A 17,571-nucleotide genomic window follows, 5' to 3' on the forward strand; every position below is an offset into this window, starting at 1 on the left:
AAAAGCTCGAACAGCAGTTCACTGTCCGAGCTTTAATATAATTTATTCAACAAGATTACTTGCTTTACTTCTTGCATAAAACCCTTTTTTAATCGGTTCAAATCTAGGTTTGAGTGCTAAGCCAAATGCAAACGTTAAGCCAGCAATTAAATAGAGCATACCGAGTTTAGTGAATGCAATTTCAGGAACAATTCCTCCGACCGCTTCACGTAGCAAATCTACAGCATAGGTGAATGGTAAGAATGGATGGATTGTCTGGAAGAATTTAGGTGTGACTTGAATCGGAAATGTACCCCCGCCTCCTGCAATTTGCAATACCATAATAACGATTGCGATAGCTTTACCGATATTTCCTAATAAACTCACAAGAGTATAGACCATTATTGTAAATGCAAGTCCCACAAGTATTGCGAATAGAACATTGTATACCGGATGCTTAGCATAAGCATCCAGAATAAAGAGATTACCTAAGACTACAATTGTAGATTGAGCAACGCTCAGTAATAAGAATAAGATCATACGCCCTAAATATAATTCTCTAAGTGAGAATTTACCGATGAGAGATTTATCTTTAAGTTCAGTCGTCAATAAGTTACCACTTAAGAGCGCACCTACCCATAAAGCGAGTACTGTATAGAATGGAGCACTTGCAGACCCATAGTTTGGAATAGGGAATACTTGTGTTTCATCTAGTTGTATCGGTTCAGCAAAGTAATCAGATTGATCTTCAAGGTCATTGCGTAATAATTTGATTAATTTGTTGAACGTATCATTTTTATCAAGCTCTCTAAACTTATCAGCAGCTTGTTTAATTTCTTTTTCGATACCTGGTAGTTCTTCATTCGAGAATACCGCAAGTTCATGAATCTTATCTTGTGCACCTGGTAAGTTGTTCTGTAATAACTTTGAAGCTTCATTGTACTTAGCCATTACACTTGGCAAATCTTTTGCAGCAAAGTTACTTAGACGATTTAGATCTCCTAGTACAGACGGGAGCTCGCTTTCTACAAAATTTGATGCTTCTCCGACTTTAGATTTAAAGGTAGGGAAGTTAGCCTGAGCTGTCTGGTTAATACGGCTGAATTTTTGTTCTAATGCCGGAAGTTCAGCATTAATCGTTAACAGTGTCTCGTGTGCATTACTTGTTATTTGAACAGCATCAGCCAGTATTCGATCTACATCATTCGCAAATTGGCTAGCGTTTGATAGCTTCCCAGCTATCGTATCCAGGTTGCTGTCAATAGAGGCTAATCCATCTGTAAGAATTTGCTTCATATCAGCACTTGCAAATGCTTCAAGTGACGAGAGTGCTTTTAAAGCGTTTTGGATAGCACTATTGTCAAAACTTACTTTACCATTACCTCGTGCACCATTTAAAGTTGTGTCTAGTGATGCATTAAGTTTTGTCAAAGCATCGATAGATTGATTTAACTGTGCATTAATCTTTGATGTATCCCCAAGTCCAAGCTTTTCAGCCTGATTCATCAGTTTGATCACTTCATTATAGTAAGCGATAGATTGTTCTAAATTATGTTTATACACTTCAATATTTTTGGCAAGAACCTCAGAACTTCCTGGGCTTTGTTTGCTCAGTTCATCAAGCTGATTGATAGTATCTTGCGTCGCTGCAGCTTCTTCTTTCGTTAACTCACTGATGGCAAGCAACCCATCATTTAATGCTTGTTTAGCAGGTAATAGATCTGGTTTTTTTAAAGCTTCTGTCTGTTTTGCTTCCTCTTTAACATTTTTTTCGCTTGAGGGTTGTTCTATTGTTGCATTTTCTGAAGATGCTTGTTCAGAAGAAGGTTCTTCACCTGAAGGTAGAGATGTCTCTGTGCTATTTTTAGTCTTAGATTCGGTACTATTTTCTAGTAATCGTTCGGCTTCACCTGCTGCACCTTGTACACCTTGTGTTACGTTTTGAGCATTACTAATTTTTTCATGTACTCCGGGCATTGCACCTTGTGCACCAGTGATTGCACTTTGAGCTGTGCTCGTAGCCTGAATGCCTTTAGCGACAGCATCATTGATTTGTGGGAACTTTTGCTCAATAGTATTTGCTTTTTGTAGCGCATTTTCAATTTGGGGCATATTGTTATTAATATTGATGATCATTTGCCCAGCAGCGTTAATATCTGCGGCATGCTCATTTGCTTTAATTAATTTTCCCGCACCATCATTGATTTTGCCTTCAAACTCACTGAGTTGATAGAACTCATCAGCGTATTTTGTAATATCACCTTGATGGCTATCAATTTTATTGACTGTTTTTTTAAATTTTTGCATCTCAGGAATTGCTTTTTCTGCTTCATATACTGAGTTTTCAATTTTATGGTAAAGTGGTAATTTATCTTCTATCTTAATTCCAACACGATTACTTTCATCGAGTAGCGCTTTTGTTGCACTATCTACAAATTTTTCGTTCAGTGATTGTGTGATGGCTGTTGCCCCTGCGTTAGTCATTTTAGGTGCAATGGCATTAATTTTTTGATTCACTTTATAATCGATATGTGCACGTTTTGGCTTTTTGCGAAGTATACTCGTAACGTCATCTGAGAAATGCTTTGGAATATGAATGATAGCATAGTAATTCCCATATTCTAGCTGTTTATTCGCTTCTTTTAAATCTTCTGTAAATACCCATCCGAACTTTTTATTTTCTTTTAAGTTGGTGACGAGTTGATTACCGACATTTACTTTCTTGCCTTGGACCTCTGCGCCAGTATCGTGGTTAATGACAGCAACCTTTAAATATTCTGTATTGGAGTATGGATCCCAAGAAGACTTCAAATTAAACCACGCATAAAACGACGGTAAGATTGATAATCCAAGTAATAGTATGATAAACGAAGGTGTACGTTTAATGTTTTTTAAATCATGTAAAAAGAGTTGAAAGGCGTTTTTCATCTAATCTCCTTCTTTATATTAGTATAGTAAAAAAAATCATTCATTTGGCATTGTCAAATTTTGAAATAGCATATACTAATATAACAAATGACACTGTAAAATACAATTGATTTGTAATTATGTGACCATTCTTATTATAAATTTAAAAAACATTGAATCTACTTAAGGAGGAGGAGTATAATTTTACCTATTAAATTATACTGATATAGTGAAAAGGCTAGAAATGATTGACTTTGCTTCTGCTTTACTATATACATCATAAATGATAATACGTCCATCTTTCAACAAATGTACAGTTACATGATCTACTTTAATTATTTTAAATAAAGGTGTTGATTTTACAGTGTTTGGTATTTCTTTATGGAAGATATTACTAGGCAACTTGATAGAGTATTTACCGTAACACATCTTAGTCATATAGTGAGTATTGCTCGTAGTAGCTGGATAATCATGCGTTCCACATGTTTTACAGTTGTTATTGCGGAAAAATGTTGCCTCTGTTGATTTAAATTTCATATTAAAACTGTCGAATGTAATGAAGTGATTAGAGAAGCGACCCTTTGCAATATATTTCATTACTTCTGAAACTTGTAAGCTAGCAGTAAGATGTGCTGTTTGAGGGAGTATTCCCTCTAATGAACAGTTCTGACCTGTATCCGGTGGGTCGGGTAGTAGGCAACGTAGACATGCAACTGAATAATCTATGGCATAGACTGTTCCCTTAGACCCGAGACAAGCACCGTATATCCAAGGTATTCTAAGTTGGTGACAAATATCATTGATGACATAACGTGTATTAAAATTATCTGTACCATCAATCACAATCTTTGGTTGAAACTTTTCAAGCAGTTGCTTCAAGTTATCACTTGTAATCTCTTCGGGGATAGCGGTGACTGTTACTTCACTATTAATACGGGAAAGATGACGTTTTACAGCATCCACCTTTAATTCATATTGGTGAACATCTGTTTCATCATATAAACTTTGTCGATGAAGATTAGACAAACTTACAATATCCATATCACATATAATGATTTCTGCGGCTCCGCTTCGTGCAAGCATTTCACTGACTGTACTTCCGAGCGCACCTGCACCAATGATAAGAAATTTAGACTTTGAAAGATTGTCCTGACCTTGTTCACCAAACTGTGATGCTTTTATTTGTCTGTCATAGCGACTCATAGAAATTCCAGGCCTTCCGTAGGGCTCGATGCTTGTGCTGTATATTTCTTAGGGATTCTCCCGGCAGCAGCGCCAAGGAAACCGGCATGAACTGCGAGTTTCATCGCTTCAGCCATCTTCACAGGGTCTTTCGCGTGACTCACGGCAGTATTTAATAGCACGGCATCTGCACCAAGCTCCATCGCATATGCAGCATCGCTTGGTGAACCGATACCTGCGTCTACAATAACAGGTACACTGATGGCATCAATAATATAGCTTAAGTTCAAGGCATCATTAACACCTAGACCTGTCCCGATAGGTGAGCCGAGTGGCATTATTGCATGTGCACCAAGCGTTTCAAGTTTCTTCGCAAGTACAACATCACATTGAATGTAAGGACAGACAATAAATCCTCTCTCTAGCAGAATTTCACACGCTTTATACGTCTCAATCGCATCGGGTAATAATGTTTTACCGTCCCCGATAATTTCAACTTTGATCATATCGCACATCCCTGCAGCTCGGGCGATCTCAGCAATTTTTACAGCCTCTTCTGCAGTCTTAGCGCCGGCTGTATTAGGGAATGTAATATATTTATCTAAATCAACAGATTCTAATGGATTCGGTAAGTCTTTATCATAGAGGTTCATGCGTCGCACAGCGAACGTTAATGCATTCGTTTCGCTTGCATCTACCGCTTCACGCTGTATATCACCATTTTCAAATTTTCCTGTACCAAGGATGAGTCTCGATTCAAGTTCTATTGGTCCAATCTTTAGCATATTAACCGCCTCCTACAAATTCTAATAATTCTAATCGTTGTTCTGGTCTAATTTCAGTCTCATCCCACTTGTCTTTTTGTACGGGCATATCATCGATTACGATAACCGCACGCTTTAAATCGATATTCAAAGTTTCTAAAAATGGAACAAGCATCGTTTCTTGTGTTTCGTACAATTCATCATTTAAGTATAGTTTCATGTATATCCTCCAGTTTAAAATGATCTTTATATTTCATTGCAAGCGGATGCTGTTTATCGAACATAAGTTTATGCATCAGTGCTCCGGTAATCTTCGATAAGAGGATGCCATTACGATAATGACCGGTTGCGACAAATAGATTATCACGGACCTCATCGATTACTGGTCGCTGCAGTGGGTTATCGGGACGAAAGCCGCATCTGCTATCGACAATTTCACCATTCATGAGTTCTGGTAATAGGTCCAGCGTCATTTCTTTTAGCCAGTCGATACCTTCTTCACTTACTGTGTTGTCACCATTCATCGATGTCGTTGCACCTATCACATATAAATCATCTGACTTCGGTACGATATAATGCCCATTTGTCTGGAACAATGTCTCTTTCATATCTAATGTATGGTGATGTATCGTCATCACTTCACCTTTTACACCGTGCATTTCAAGATGGATACCAAGAGATTTAAGGATGTCGCCTGAATACATACCTGCTGCAACGACGATTTGCTGTGCTTCATATGTTTGCGAGCTGGTACGCACATTAAATCCATCATTTGCTTTCACGTCTATTACGCGATCGTGAATAAACGTAACATCTTCATTTAATGTCATGAGTGCCTGATGGTATTTAACAGCATTGACTTGTCCATCTGTCGGAATCCACATCGCAAGGTCATGATTGCGGATATAACCATGTGCAAACTCATCCAAACGATTTTTAACTAACTCTGTTGTCTTAAACTGTGCATTAAGAAAATCATACTGTTGAAGTAAAGATTCATGCTCGCCATGTGAAGCAATCTTTAATAAACCATGCTGCTGATAATCGATTACATAACCTAAATGTGCCAATTCATCAGCAAAATCTTTCATCATACGTTGCCCTTCCATAGAAAACTGGAAGAGAGGGGAATCAGAATAAAATTCATTTTGTGCACCAAGCATACCGCCAGCAGCATGCGTCGCTCTGCATCTACTAAAATCATCAATAATGGCAATCGAAATACCTTCTTGTTTTAAGTGATAGTATATACTCTGGCCAATAATGCCGCCACCGATAATTAAGACATCGAATTTCGTAATAACCACTCCTTTCGAACGTGCTCAAGATGTGCCTTATGCTGAAACAAACGAATACCACTGAATCCACTAAATCGAGTATCAAGCTGATGTATCGTATGTTCATCGATACCACCGATTGCAACAATCGGGATATCATATGAAAGTACTGTGCCAATTACAGACGCACTTTGAGGTGTGAGACCTGGCTTTGAAGGCGTAGGGAAGACGTGACCGAATATACAGTAATCAAGCACGCCATCAATCAGGCGCACGCTGTCCTCACTGTGCACACTCATACCGACACGAAATTCAGGATGTTGTTGCTTGAATACTATCGCATCACCAGCACGCTCCTTAAAATGGATGCGTGTCAGACCATGCTTTATCATCAAATGAGGTGTATTATGCACAATAATCTTAGAAGGATCTATGTGCCGTTTCAACTGCATAATAAATACATCCAGCGCATCATCACACGCATCTAGACGTAGAATCACACCATCAATCAAAGCTTCTACATCCACAATCGACTGTATAACAGCATCACTCGGTTCCACGAATGGTGTAATCATATAAAACATAAGCAACCTCCAAAAAAAGACCACCCGCAAACAAACTACGGGTGGTCAAAATATATAAAAAATATATAAATATTTATAATTATATAAATGATAACTGCTTCCCTACGTTGGAATTATCCAAATCAGGTTATGAGAGTCAGACAAAGTCTTCTCAGCTCTAAGAGCACCCCTAGCCATATTCGATTATGTAATTAAGAATAGCACTCAATGGCTGATAATTCAAACTTCTAAATTTAAATGATAAAATAGAAAAAGAAAGGGGATGTAAAAATGAATGAAATAAATGAAAAACAATTAGCAGCATTGCTAGATGAACACGCTGAACTGCGTGAAAATATGAGTAACGGTGAACGAGATGATATAGATGAAGCACAATTAAAACAAGTAACGATGGGTAGATTACAAGAAGAACGCATGACATCTGAAGAAATATTAAGAGAAATCGATGAACAGGAATCACTAGATATAGAGAACGAAATCGCACATAAAGAAGTGCATATCTTCAAATATGTAATGTATACGATTGAAATCTATAAAGACGTCGAACTTACACTAGACAGACTTAGAAATTTAATGGCACATGAATATGCAGAGATGACAGAAGAAAGTCTGATGCATTATCTTAAAGACTATGAATCAGCAGGATATATCCGACTGAACGAAACAGAAACAGGTGTTACAGTATCTAAAACATTTCTCGGGGAATGTGCTTTAGCGTTAGTGAAATAAAGAAGCGGCTTGATTAGTGGCTTGTATTTGCTTACAAAAATATAAATATTAATAATTTATAATATCAAATACTTAGAAGAAAGATTAAGACATGCCTGTCATTCCAACAACTCAATATGTATAGATTAACCATAAAATAAACTTTTATAAATAATTATAAAGATATAAGGAAGGATAGCATGAATTCTAAAATAAGAAGTATGACTGAAGATGATATTCCAAAGATACAACACATTGCAAAACTCAGCTGGCATGATACATATGAAGGAATAATACCGCTTCATATACAAGATAATTTTTTAGAGATGGCCTACAGTTCATCTATGTTAGAAAAAAGGTTAGCGTTGACGAAAATGTATGTAGCAGAATTCGAAGATCAAGTTGTAGGCTTTGCAAATTTCAGCAAACCAGATGAGAATGGTATAGCTGAACTGGCTGCTATTTACTTACTCCCGGACTACCAAAATTTAAGGATAGGTAGCACGCTTATAAAGCATGGAATTTCACAGATGGAAGGAATAAAGTTTATAGACGTTGTAGTAGAGAAAGAAAATAAGGTTGGCTATAATTTTTATAAAAAATTTGGTTTTTTAGTACAGGACGAATTTGAAGATGATTTTGACAGTCACATATTGAAGTCGGTAAAAATGAGGTTAACATTATGAATACATTCCATATAGCTCTTAAACGTTTACCTGAAGAAGTGCAGGAGATGATTATGGACAAAAAGTTAAATGATGTACTTATGTATTTTATGGAACATGAAGTACAAGATTATTATTTGATGAAATACTTATCAAATATTGCACATCTTAAAGATGAAGTAGAATATCATGAAATGGTCGCAAGTATTTACCATTTTCATTTCAACTATGAAGTTGATGCATATGATGCAGCTTATTATCATTACTGGCGTTCGTTAGAGCTTACATCTTTTAACGATATAGAATTATTAGAAGAGTTTCTTCAAATTCTGGATGAACCTGATTTTGATATTATAGAAGAGGAAAATATTGAATATGTAAAAAATCAGATAAGACTATTAGAAAAGGAGTCTATTATCAGAATTTGATGATACGATAAAACCCCAACATATAAATGTTGGGGTTTTATCATAGTCTTTATAGAGTACGATTCTCTCATATCATTTGTTGCCTATAGAATATCATATTTCATTATGAATGACTTCTCTTGTTCTGTCTTGCGCTCGTAATAAAGCCGATTGCTAATATTGAAAGTAGTACACCCCAGAAGATTAACTGCCATGGTAATGAATGTGGGAAATCATGTGGTAATACGTGTATCGAATCATGTGCGAGCACCAGTACAACAAGTTTCACACCGATCCATCCTACAATAGCGAATGCTGCTGCTTCAAGTCCTGGATATTTCTCAAGCAACTTGATGAAGTATGTTGCAGCGAATCGCATTAAGATAACACCTAACATTCCTCCCGTAAACATTACTGCAAATTGTCCTGCATTAAGTCCCATAAAATCCGGACCAACGTGAGGTAGTGTAACAGCAATTGCGATTGCTGCAAGCATTGAGTCGATTGCAAAAGCTATGTCTGCGAACTCAACTTTCAGTACAGTCATCCAGAAACCGCTGCCTTTCGATTCGTTACCTTCTTCTTCAGCAATATTCGGTACGGATGGATCATCTGTGTGATCTTTCTTTTTAAAGTATGTGTGTAAACTCTTCGCGGACATAAATAGCAAGTATGCTGCACCAGCTGCTTGTATCCACCAGTACTTCGCAAGTACTGTAATAAAGAATAGTGCAATTAATCTAAACACAAATGCACCGACTAAACCATAGAATAAAGCTTTCTTTCTTTGTTCTTCAGGTAGGTGCTTTACCATTACTGCCATTACGATGGCATTATCTGCTGCTAGCAACCCCTCTAATAATACTAATACGACAATTACCCATGCATATGCTAATAAAATACTTGGATCCATATGTTCACTCCTTAAATTTTGAATATAAAAAGACCCATGCCAAAAAGTATTGGCAAAGGTCTCGCTGAATGTACATTCTTATAATGCCGGAAGTGTGTACTCCGTAATGACGACATTATAATCGGGTTACCCCTTAGCTACTCCCCTTCGACATAAGTCTTAGGATATTCGATTGATTTGATATAACTATAGCACATATTTTTTTAATTTACCATGTTAATGAAATGGTAATTATTTTTTGCGTTTATACAGATAGATAACGACTGCAATTATCAGTATTGCCATTACGATATAAAGTACATTAGAGTACATATCAAAATATTGCAGTACTTTCTCCCAGTTCTGTCCAAGCGCCATACCTAAGTATATGAGAACGGCATTCCAGATAATTGTTCCGACTGTTGTGTAGAGTATGAAAGGAACGATGGACATCTGACTGAGTCCTGCCGGGATAGAGATTAAGCTTCTGATAAGGGGAACAAAGCGACATAAGAATACTGCTGTATAACCATATTTATTGAACCATTTGTTTGCTTTATGAATATCTTCGATGTCGAGTCTTAAGATGAAACCATATTTATCGATAATCTTTTCTATTCTTCTGAGGCCTAGGATATGACCTAAATAATAGAGGATGACTGCACCTCCAACTGCGCCGAGCGTAGAAGCGATGAGCATTCCAGCAAATGATAGTTTTGGGGACTGATCAACCATAAATCCGCCAAACGTTAATATAACTTCTGATGGAATCGGGGGGAACACATTTTCAAGTAGGATGAGTAAGAACACACCAAAGTAACCGAACTGTTCCATGACATCCATAATCCATTGCTGCATAATAGCCTCCATATAATTCTGTATAAAAGTAATATAACCCAAATGTTTAGGTTTATAAAACGAAAACAAATAGGTATGGCAACGATTTTAAGTGATTTAAAACAAATCGATATCATAAATAGGATAGAAAAGGGTATATTTAAAACAAATAAAAATTATTTTAGGAGGATATTATGGCACAATTTAGAAAAATATCAGAAGAAGAGTTATTTCCAACGGAACAATTAGGACCAGAAATCGAAGGGACGGTATTATTCCCGACACCTAATGGTATGAGTGAATTGCAGGGTGCGTACATTGCAACAAGTGAACGTTTATTTATGAATGTTGATATGGGAGAGCGTGTTTATGAACGAGTGGTTGGCATGCATGAAATTCACGGAGTTGCAAGTGAAGAGGATACATTGACTATAACGTTCGATATTGGACCGATTAAGATGGTGAATTTAAATGCTGAAGAATTGCGAGTTTTTACTGACTTTCTACAAAGTTATATTAAATAAATGATTTCAAAGCAGAGTATATGGTATCTCTGTCGTTTTCATGTGGTGAATGTTATATTAATAATAAACAGTTAAATAGAGAGGGAGTACAAGATGAAGTTTTGCGAGTTACAACCAGATGAATTTGAATCCTTTGTGAATGAGCATTTCAGTCATTACACACAATCAAGAATTCATTACGATTATAAAGTTGAGCATAATGAACCTGTACATATTGTTGGGGTTAAAGAGGGAGATGAAGTACTTGCTGCATGTCTATTAACGAGTGCACGCGCTTTTAAGTACTTTAACTATTTCTACTCGCATCGTGGTCCTGTGATGGATTATTCAAATAAGGTGCTTGTTGATTTATTCTACACAGAGCTAAGAAAGTATTTAAAATCACATAATGGTTTATTTGCATTGATAGATCCACATATTATTATGAACTATAGAGATCACGACGGTAATATTACGGAGTCAAATGATGTGGAAGGCTTTATTGGACAGATGGAAGGTTTAGGGTACCACCATCGTGGATTCCCAGTTGGGTATTCTAATGATTCACAAGCCAGATTCTTATCAGTGCTTAATCTTGAAGGTAAATCTGAAGATGAATTATTAAAGGAAATGGAATATAAAACGAGACGTAACATTAAGAAAACGTATGAGATGGGTGTTCGTTTAAGAGATTTATCGGTTGAAGAAACAGATAAATTCTTTGAATTATTTCAGATGGCTGAAGATAAACATGGTTTCTCGTTCAGAGACTTTGATTACTTCGTTAAGATGCAAAAGATATACAAAGATCAATGTAGGCTTGTATTAAGTTACATTGATTTAGATGAGCATCTTGATATTCTGCATAAAGATTTAAAACAGAAAGAAAACGAATATAATAAAGAGAAATTGAAGTTGGATGAAAACCCTGGCTTCAGAAAATTACGTAATAAAGTTGATCAGCTTTCCAAAGCAGTTGATAAAGAGAAGAAGAAAGTTGCAGAAATTGAATCTTTAAAGCAGACAGATGGCAGAATTCTTCACTTAGCAAGTGCATTGTATATTCATAATGAACATGAATTATATTATTTATCAAGTGGTTCTAATCCTAAGTATAATCAATTTATGGGGCCCTATAATATGATGTTTGAAATGATTAAGTATGCCAAGAGCCTGAATTTAAAAACTTATAATTTTTATGGTGTAACGGGTGTATTCACTGAAGATGCTGAAGATTATGGTGTACTTAAATTTAAGAAAGGCTTCAATGCACATATTGAAGAATATATTGGAGACTTTATTTTACCCCTTAGCCCGTTTTATAAATTATACGAACTAAAACAGAAACTCTAATTAATAAGCCGATACTTCTTAGAAGTATCGGCTTATTGATCTATTGTATTACTCTACGATTTCTAATGCGATTTCCATCATATTAGTGAATGATGTTTGACGCTCTTCAGGTGTCGTTTCTTCGTGTGTTAGTAAGTGGTCGCTTACTGTGAAGATTCCAAGTGCACGAACGTCTCCACCAGCATAAGCAGCATTCATGTATAATCCTGCAGATTCCATTTCAACAGCTAAGATGCCCATTGAACGCCATTTATCAGTTGCGTCTTCATTCGCATTGTAGAAGATATCTGATGATAATACGTTACCAACGTGACTGACAGCACCTTTTTCATCAGCTAATTGTTTCGCACGTGCAAGTAAATCGAAGTTAGCGATTGGTGCGAAGTGACCAGGTAGTCCGTATTGCGCCACGTAGTTAGAGTCCGTTGATGCACCTTGAGCAATGATAATATCGTATACGTTAATATCTTCTTGCATTGCGCCACAAGAACCTACACGAATTAAATTTTTCACACCAAAGGTATGAATCAATTCATAAGAATAGATGCCGATAGACGGAATCCCCATACCAGTACCCATAACTGAGATACGCTTTCCTTTATAAGTTCCAGTGTATCCGAACATATTACGTACTTCATTAAATTGAACAACGTCTTCTAAATATGTGTCTGCAATAAACTTAGCGCGAAGTGGATCTCCAGGTAAGAGAATTGTTTCTGCGATTGGATTGTTTTCTGGTTTAATGTGTGGTGTTGATTTAGACATTATATTTTCTCCTTTAATAAATATATTTGAACACTTTCAGTCTACCTTACAATGCTATCTTCTTTCAAGCAAAGGTATTATAAAGTGTAGGGTTATAGAGATTTATTATTTTCTTAATCGTTGTGTGGCGATCATCATGAAGAATGACATCACAATCATTATGAAAACCCAGGCGTATGCAAGATGCAAATCATTATTTTCAATTGCTACATATATTGCTGTCGGCATCGTCTCGGTAACACCAGGTATATTGCCGGCGAATATAAGTGTTGCACCGAACTCTCCGATTGCGCGTGCAAAGGCTAACAAAGTTCCAGTTAGCAAGGCCGCTCTCGATAAAGGTAAAGTAATATGTGTAAACATGCGAAACTTTGAAGCGCCATCAAGCTGGGCAACATGATATAAATTTTCCGGAATCTGTTCTATACCTATTTTTATTGATTGATACATTAATGGTAAAGCGACAAGAGTAGATGCGGTAATAGCGGCATAAATTGTAAAGATAATTGGCTGGTGAAAGAGTAGGTCTATAAATCTCCCCATTACGCTTTGTTTACCAAATAAGATGAGCAGTAAAAATCCTACAACGGTTGGAGGAAGTACCATTGGCATCATAATGATAGCTTCTAAAATCGTCTTTCCTTTAAAATATTTCCTGGATAATAAATAATGTAATAAAAGTGCCAATACGAAACTTAATATTGTTGCACTCACTGCGACTTTGAGCGAGATGATTATGGGTGATATAAAGTTTTCGTCATTTAATAAACTGGATAAAGTCATATTTTTCGTCCTAATTGTTAATTTGTTAATATCATTATATATGATTATATGAATACACGCTTATCGAAAATGATAGTTGTAAATAAAAGTGTTACAATTTCAATGAGAGGAGAATGACAGCAATGGAAAATGAATTATTTCTTGAAAGCAGCATCGAATTAAAATGGAAAGCATTATTCGAAGCAAACAGAGAGTGGTTAGAACGAACGGCCGCAGAAGCTGATAAAAAAGGAGTGCTTAACAATCAGCTTATCGATTGGTTGATTAAACATGAGTATCACATGCTAACTTTGCCTGTTGAACATGGTGGTGCTGGGTGTAATATTAAAGAACTTATCGTGATTCAGTCTTTACTTGGATATTATGATGAATCAACAGCCTTATCCATTGGTTGGCATCTTGGTGTTGTGGGAGAAGTATTTGAGTTAAACCTCTGGTCGGAAGAGATGATGTTGCAATTTGCTGAAGACGTAAAAAAGGGTGCAATCACGAATCGCGTTGTATCCGAAAGCGAGATGGGAAGCCCGACGCGAGGAGGTCGTCCATCTACGAATGCGGTACATGCTGGAGAGAAGTATGTAATTAATGGCACTAAGACCTTTGCATCCATGAGTCATCGTCTGACGCACATGCTTGTAGGAGCTTACGATACTGAAGCGTCTGCTATGGGGTTCTATTATGTCCCAGCTGATAGTGCTGGTATTGAAATCGTTGAGACATGGGATACGTTAGGGATGCGTGCAACGGCTAGCCATGATGTCATTTTTAATGATGTGAACATCAATGAACGCAACAGAGTTGAAATTAATAAAGAAAAGCTTGCGAATCCATGGTTGATGCATATTCCGGCAGTTTATCTCGGTCTTGCACAACGTGCGCTAGATGAAGCAGTACAATTCAGTAAAACGTATCAACCAAACTCTTTGCAGACGACCATCAGTGAACTTCCTCATATTCAGGATAAACTCGCTAAAATGGAGATGCTGATGATGCAGTCTCGTCATTTCATTTATCATGCATGCGATATGCACTTGGAAGGTAAGACAGAACATCTCGGACTTACATTCCAGCTGTCAAAACATATCATTGTCAATAATGGACTTGAAATTATTGATTTAGCAATGCGCGTATTAGGGGCAAAGAGCCTGGAACGTACAAGAATATTAGAAAGAATATTAAGGTCGATGAGAGCAGGCCTGCATAATCCACCGATGGATGATGCTGTTGAACGCAATATTGTGACTCAATTATTAAAAACACATGAAATCAATGCGCATTAACGCATTGATTTCATGTGTTTTTTTGTACTTTTTTTTCTTTAGAATTAATGATGGATATAAAGAGGACGACACCTAATATAATAATCATTCCAATAATCTGAATAAAATTAAATGGCTGTTTCAGCCAAAGGATACTCACGATAATAGCGGTAAGTGGTTCTATACATCCAAGTAATGCAGTAAGTTGTGGATCGATATATTTCACGCTTAATAAATATAAGAAGAATGCAAGTGCAGTTCCTACGATAATCACAAAGATTAAATATCCGATGGCCACACTTCCCATCGCAAAAGGGTTAATATACCAATGTCTATTGAAAAGACTGATAAATATTCCTGCAAAGAGCATTGCCCATCCAATAATAACTAATGGTTTATTATGAACAAATAGTCGTCCAGCATACATTGTGTAAAATGCAGCTGCCACTGCGCTGAGCAATCCCCAGATGATGGCTTTGGGTGGGACGACAACGTTATTAATATTACCACTTGTAAGAAGTAGAAAAGTCCCGAATGTAGATACAGCGATGACGATAAAATCAATCAACCTAAAATTAATTTTACGTGTGCTAAGCAAATAAATTAAAATGACAATAGGTGCTAAATACTGTAGTAAAGTAGCGACAGCAGCATTTCCGTCTTCTATTGAGGCAAGAAAAGTATACTGTACTGCAAGCATTCCAAATATTGAATATATAATGAGATGTATCATAGTATAGCGATCTTTAAAGAGGTTGAAAATATTTTGTTTTCTAATAACAGCAAGTAGCAATAAGAATAATCCACTGAATATTAATCTTACAGTAATAAACCAATCAAGAGGAAGTTTAAAAGTCTGGAACATTTGTTGTGATACTGTCCCGCCTACACCCCAGAATATTGCCCCTAATGTAACAAGAATGATGCCTTTTGTCGTATTATTCATGATAGCCCTCCTTAAATTGCATATTACCTCGATTATAGAGATAGAATATATGAAATTCAATGTAATAAAAGATATAAAAAAGATATTGCTTTTGTCAATGATTGTTCATATAATTAATTGGTAATGATAATCAATATCAATTGGAGGGAAAGTAATGAAAAAAATATTAGTATTATTCATCGTATGTATTATCATGCTCGCAGCATGCGGGAATAAAGATAGCAAGAAAGAGCAAAAAGAAACAACAGTAGAATTTAAAACAGATAGCGGCAAAACAATAAAAATTCCAAAAGAACCAAAACGTATCGTTGTTATGGGTGCAAGCTATGTTGGGAATTTAATTGATTTAGGTGTTACTCCGGTTGGAGCAGATCAATATGCATTCCAATCTGATATATTAAAACCGAAGCTTAAGGGTGTAGAACAGTTAAATCCAGGCGATGTTGAGAAAGTCGCTAAACTAAAACCAGATTTAATTATTTCATTTGATACTGATAAAGATAATAAGAAGTATGAAAAAATTGCACCAACAATTCCTTTTACATATACAAAGCATGATTATTTAGAAGTACACGAATTATTAGGAAAAATTGTTGGTAAAGAAAAAGAAGCAAAAGCATTTGTGGATAAATGGAATAAAGAGACGAAAAAAGATGGTAAAGAAATTAAAAAACATCTTGGTGAAGATAAAACTTATTCTATCTTCCAGTTCTTCCAAAAAGAAATCTATGTGTATGGCGATAACTGGGGCCGTGGATCAGAAATTATTTATCAAGCGTTTGACTTGAAGATGCAGGATAAAATTGTTAAAGATGTTAAACCGACAGGATGGAAGAAAGTTTCTTCTGAAAGTTTGAGTAGTTATGCAGGAGATATTGTACTCGTGTCAAGTGATGCAGGGTCTGCTACAAATACAGTAACTGAATCTAATTTGTGGAAGAACATGGATGCAGTTAAAAATAACCGCCTCGTTGAATATGATTCTGAAGATTTCTGGTTTAATGATCCAATTTCTTTAGAACATCAAAGAAAAGTTCTGAAAGACAAGTTAATGAATTTGAAATGATGAATAGCTGGATATTCCAGCTATTTTTTTATATCCATTGTTAACTTTTTGTACTAAAAGGTTAACGAATAGTGTAGAATAAGTTTATTCTGTTGAAATGAGGTTTAAGAAATGAAATTGAAAGATTTAGTGATTATCGCAATGTTTGCAGCTTTAATCTCTGCGATGGGTATTATCCCTCCGATTCCTGTGCCTGGTTTGCCTGTTCCGATTGTTCTTCAAAATTTAAGCATAATGCTGGCAGGCTGTTTGTTAGGACGTAAGAAAGGTACGTTTGCTGTATTATTATTCTTGTTGCTTGCAGCAGTGGGTGCACCTGTATTATCTGGTGGCCGCGGAGGATTCGCATTATTTTTCGGTCCGACAGGTGGCTATTTATTATCATATATTATTGTTGCCTATTTAATCGGCTTATTTACAGATAAGATGAGACACTTTTCAGTGTGGAAAGTATTTATTGTTAATGCGCTTATCGGTGCAATTTTATGTAATTTAATTGGTGGGGCATTCATGGCGCAAAACTTAAAAATGGATCTAATGAAAGCTTATACTTCTGTATTGGTTTTCTTGCCAGGAGATTTTATTAAAGCATTACTTGCAGCACTACTTGCTGTATCTTTAAGAAAGAACCCACAAATAAAAAGAAGTTTAAATATATAATAAAAAGCGCTTAATCGGCGCTTTTTATTATGCA

Annotated in this window: 19 protein-coding genes and 1 riboswitch; of the genes, 8 read left to right on the top strand and 11 right to left on the bottom strand. The window is 36.2% G+C overall.

Translation table 11 applies throughout. The features are described 5' to 3' along the window. Window positions 1–42: 42 nt before the first annotated feature. The 6 genes from ACZ2V4_RS06470 to ACZ2V4_RS06495 form a co-directional block, all read right to left on the bottom strand. Window positions 43–2,907: a YhgE/Pip family protein gene (locus tag ACZ2V4_RS06470; protein WP_490514643.1), complete on the bottom strand. Its 2,865-nt coding sequence runs from the start codon at window positions 2,905–2,907 to the stop codon at window positions 43–45. Between the two features lie 195 nt (window positions 2,908–3,102). Further along, window positions 3,103–4,089, bottom strand: coding sequence for a HesA/MoeB/ThiF family protein (locus tag ACZ2V4_RS06475; protein ID WP_219493568.1), 987 nt, complete (start codon window positions 4,087–4,089; stop codon window positions 3,103–3,105). Then, window positions 4,086–4,853 carry a thiazole synthase gene (locus ACZ2V4_RS06480; protein ID WP_219493570.1) on the bottom strand — a complete coding sequence of 256 codons (768 nt, stop codon included), beginning with the start codon at window positions 4,851–4,853 and terminating at the stop codon, window positions 4,086–4,088. The genes ACZ2V4_RS06475 and ACZ2V4_RS06480 overlap by 4 nt, the downstream gene beginning before the upstream one ends. A 1-nt stretch (window position 4,854) precedes the next feature. Continuing rightward, window positions 4,855–5,052 carry a sulfur carrier protein ThiS gene (thiS, locus tag ACZ2V4_RS06485; protein ID WP_099483314.1) on the bottom strand — a complete coding sequence of 66 codons (198 nt, stop codon included), beginning with the start codon at window positions 5,050–5,052 and terminating at the stop codon, window positions 4,855–4,857. Further along, window positions 5,033–6,139, bottom strand: coding sequence for an NAD(P)/FAD-dependent oxidoreductase (locus tag ACZ2V4_RS06490; protein ID WP_219493572.1), 1,107 nt, complete (start codon window positions 6,137–6,139; stop codon window positions 5,033–5,035). Before ACZ2V4_RS06490 ends, thiS begins: the two co-directional genes overlap by 20 nt. After that, the gene (locus tag ACZ2V4_RS06495) at window positions 6,112–6,693 is read right to left on the bottom strand and encodes a thiamine phosphate synthase (RefSeq protein WP_219493574.1); all 582 of its coding nucleotides are present in this window, start codon (window positions 6,691–6,693) and stop codon (window positions 6,112–6,114) included. The genes ACZ2V4_RS06490 and ACZ2V4_RS06495 overlap by 28 nt, the downstream gene beginning before the upstream one ends. Before the next feature lie 82 nt (window positions 6,694–6,775). Next, a riboswitch (TPP riboswitch) is annotated at window positions 6,776–6,874 on the bottom strand. A gap of 89 nt (window positions 6,875–6,963) precedes the next feature. Here ACZ2V4_RS06495 and ACZ2V4_RS06500 point away from each other — a divergent pair. The 3 genes from ACZ2V4_RS06500 to ACZ2V4_RS06510 all read left to right on the top strand — a co-directional run bounded on the left by ACZ2V4_RS06500 (window position 6,964) and on the right by ACZ2V4_RS06510 (window position 8,494). Beyond that, on the top strand, window positions 6,964–7,422 hold the full coding sequence (locus tag ACZ2V4_RS06500; protein ID WP_219493576.1) for a hypothetical protein: 459 nt from the start codon (window positions 6,964–6,966) through the stop codon (window positions 7,420–7,422). A 179-nt stretch (window positions 7,423–7,601) separates the two neighbouring features. Continuing rightward, window positions 7,602–8,087 carry a GNAT family N-acetyltransferase gene (locus ACZ2V4_RS06505; RefSeq protein ID WP_219493578.1) on the top strand — a complete coding sequence of 162 codons (486 nt, stop codon included), beginning with the start codon at window positions 7,602–7,604 and terminating at the stop codon, window positions 8,085–8,087. Then, complete coding sequence (locus ACZ2V4_RS06510) at window positions 8,084–8,494, top strand: hypothetical protein (protein ID WP_219493579.1); 411 nt, start codon at window positions 8,084–8,086, stop codon at window positions 8,492–8,494. The genes ACZ2V4_RS06505 and ACZ2V4_RS06510 overlap by 4 nt, the downstream gene beginning before the upstream one ends. 103 nt (window positions 8,495–8,597) lie before the next feature. Here the strand turns inward: ACZ2V4_RS06510 and ACZ2V4_RS06515 are convergent, their stop codons facing one another. After that, the gene (locus ACZ2V4_RS06515; RefSeq protein ID WP_219493581.1) at window positions 8,598–9,386 is read right to left on the bottom strand and encodes a TerC family protein; all 789 of its coding nucleotides are present in this window, start codon (window positions 9,384–9,386) and stop codon (window positions 8,598–8,600) included. A gap of 231 nt (window positions 9,387–9,617) precedes the next feature. Further along, window positions 9,618–10,223: a DedA family protein gene (locus ACZ2V4_RS06520; RefSeq protein ID WP_120786229.1), complete on the bottom strand. Its 606-nt coding sequence runs from the start codon at window positions 10,221–10,223 to the stop codon at window positions 9,618–9,620. 173 nt (window positions 10,224–10,396) lie between these two features. On the opposite strand from ACZ2V4_RS06520, the gene ACZ2V4_RS06525 reads away from it, so the two are divergent. Beyond that, window positions 10,397–10,726 carry a hypothetical protein gene (locus ACZ2V4_RS06525; RefSeq protein ID WP_219493582.1) on the top strand — a complete coding sequence of 110 codons (330 nt, stop codon included), beginning with the start codon at window positions 10,397–10,399 and terminating at the stop codon, window positions 10,724–10,726. A gap of 93 nt (window positions 10,727–10,819) precedes the next feature. Next, window positions 10,820–12,058 carry an aminoacyltransferase gene (locus ACZ2V4_RS06530; RefSeq protein ID WP_120786227.1) on the top strand — a complete coding sequence of 413 codons (1,239 nt, stop codon included), beginning with the start codon at window positions 10,820–10,822 and terminating at the stop codon, window positions 12,056–12,058. A 48-nt stretch (window positions 12,059–12,106) separates the two neighbouring features. Here ACZ2V4_RS06530 and deoD read toward each other — a convergent pair whose 3' ends face one another. Then, a complete protein-coding gene (deoD, locus tag ACZ2V4_RS06535) occupies window positions 12,107–12,823 on the bottom strand; it encodes a purine-nucleoside phosphorylase (RefSeq protein ID WP_120786226.1) in 717 nt (238 codons plus the stop codon). Between the two features lie 105 nt (window positions 12,824–12,928). Then, window positions 12,929–13,606 carry a molybdate ABC transporter permease subunit gene (modB, locus tag ACZ2V4_RS06540; protein ID WP_283722088.1) on the bottom strand — a complete coding sequence of 226 codons (678 nt, stop codon included), beginning with the start codon at window positions 13,604–13,606 and terminating at the stop codon, window positions 12,929–12,931. A 122-nt stretch (window positions 13,607–13,728) separates the two neighbouring features. Here modB and ACZ2V4_RS06545 point away from each other — a divergent pair, with 122 nt between their 5' ends. Then, window positions 13,729–14,886, top strand: a complete 1,158-nt coding sequence (locus ACZ2V4_RS06545) for an acyl-CoA dehydrogenase family protein (RefSeq protein WP_283722089.1) — start codon at window positions 13,729–13,731, stop codon at window positions 14,884–14,886. Between the two features lie 10 nt (window positions 14,887–14,896). Here ACZ2V4_RS06545 and ACZ2V4_RS06550 read toward each other — a convergent pair whose 3' ends face one another. Continuing rightward, window positions 14,897–15,811 carry an EamA family transporter gene (locus ACZ2V4_RS06550; protein WP_490514644.1) on the bottom strand — a complete coding sequence of 305 codons (915 nt, stop codon included), beginning with the start codon at window positions 15,809–15,811 and terminating at the stop codon, window positions 14,897–14,899. 154 nt (window positions 15,812–15,965) lie between these two features. Between ACZ2V4_RS06550 and ACZ2V4_RS06555 the strand changes: the two genes are divergently transcribed. Continuing rightward, a complete protein-coding gene (locus ACZ2V4_RS06555; protein ID WP_219493588.1) occupies window positions 15,966–16,877 on the top strand; it encodes an ABC transporter substrate-binding protein in 912 nt (303 codons plus the stop codon). A gap of 111 nt (window positions 16,878–16,988) precedes the next feature. Continuing rightward, the gene (locus ACZ2V4_RS06560) at window positions 16,989–17,537 is read left to right on the top strand and encodes a biotin transporter BioY (protein ID WP_490514645.1); all 549 of its coding nucleotides are present in this window, start codon (window positions 16,989–16,991) and stop codon (window positions 17,535–17,537) included. Window positions 17,538–17,571: the final 34 nt, after the last annotated feature.

The organism is Macrococcus sp. CoH-51_TC_04, from assembly GCF_058188655.1.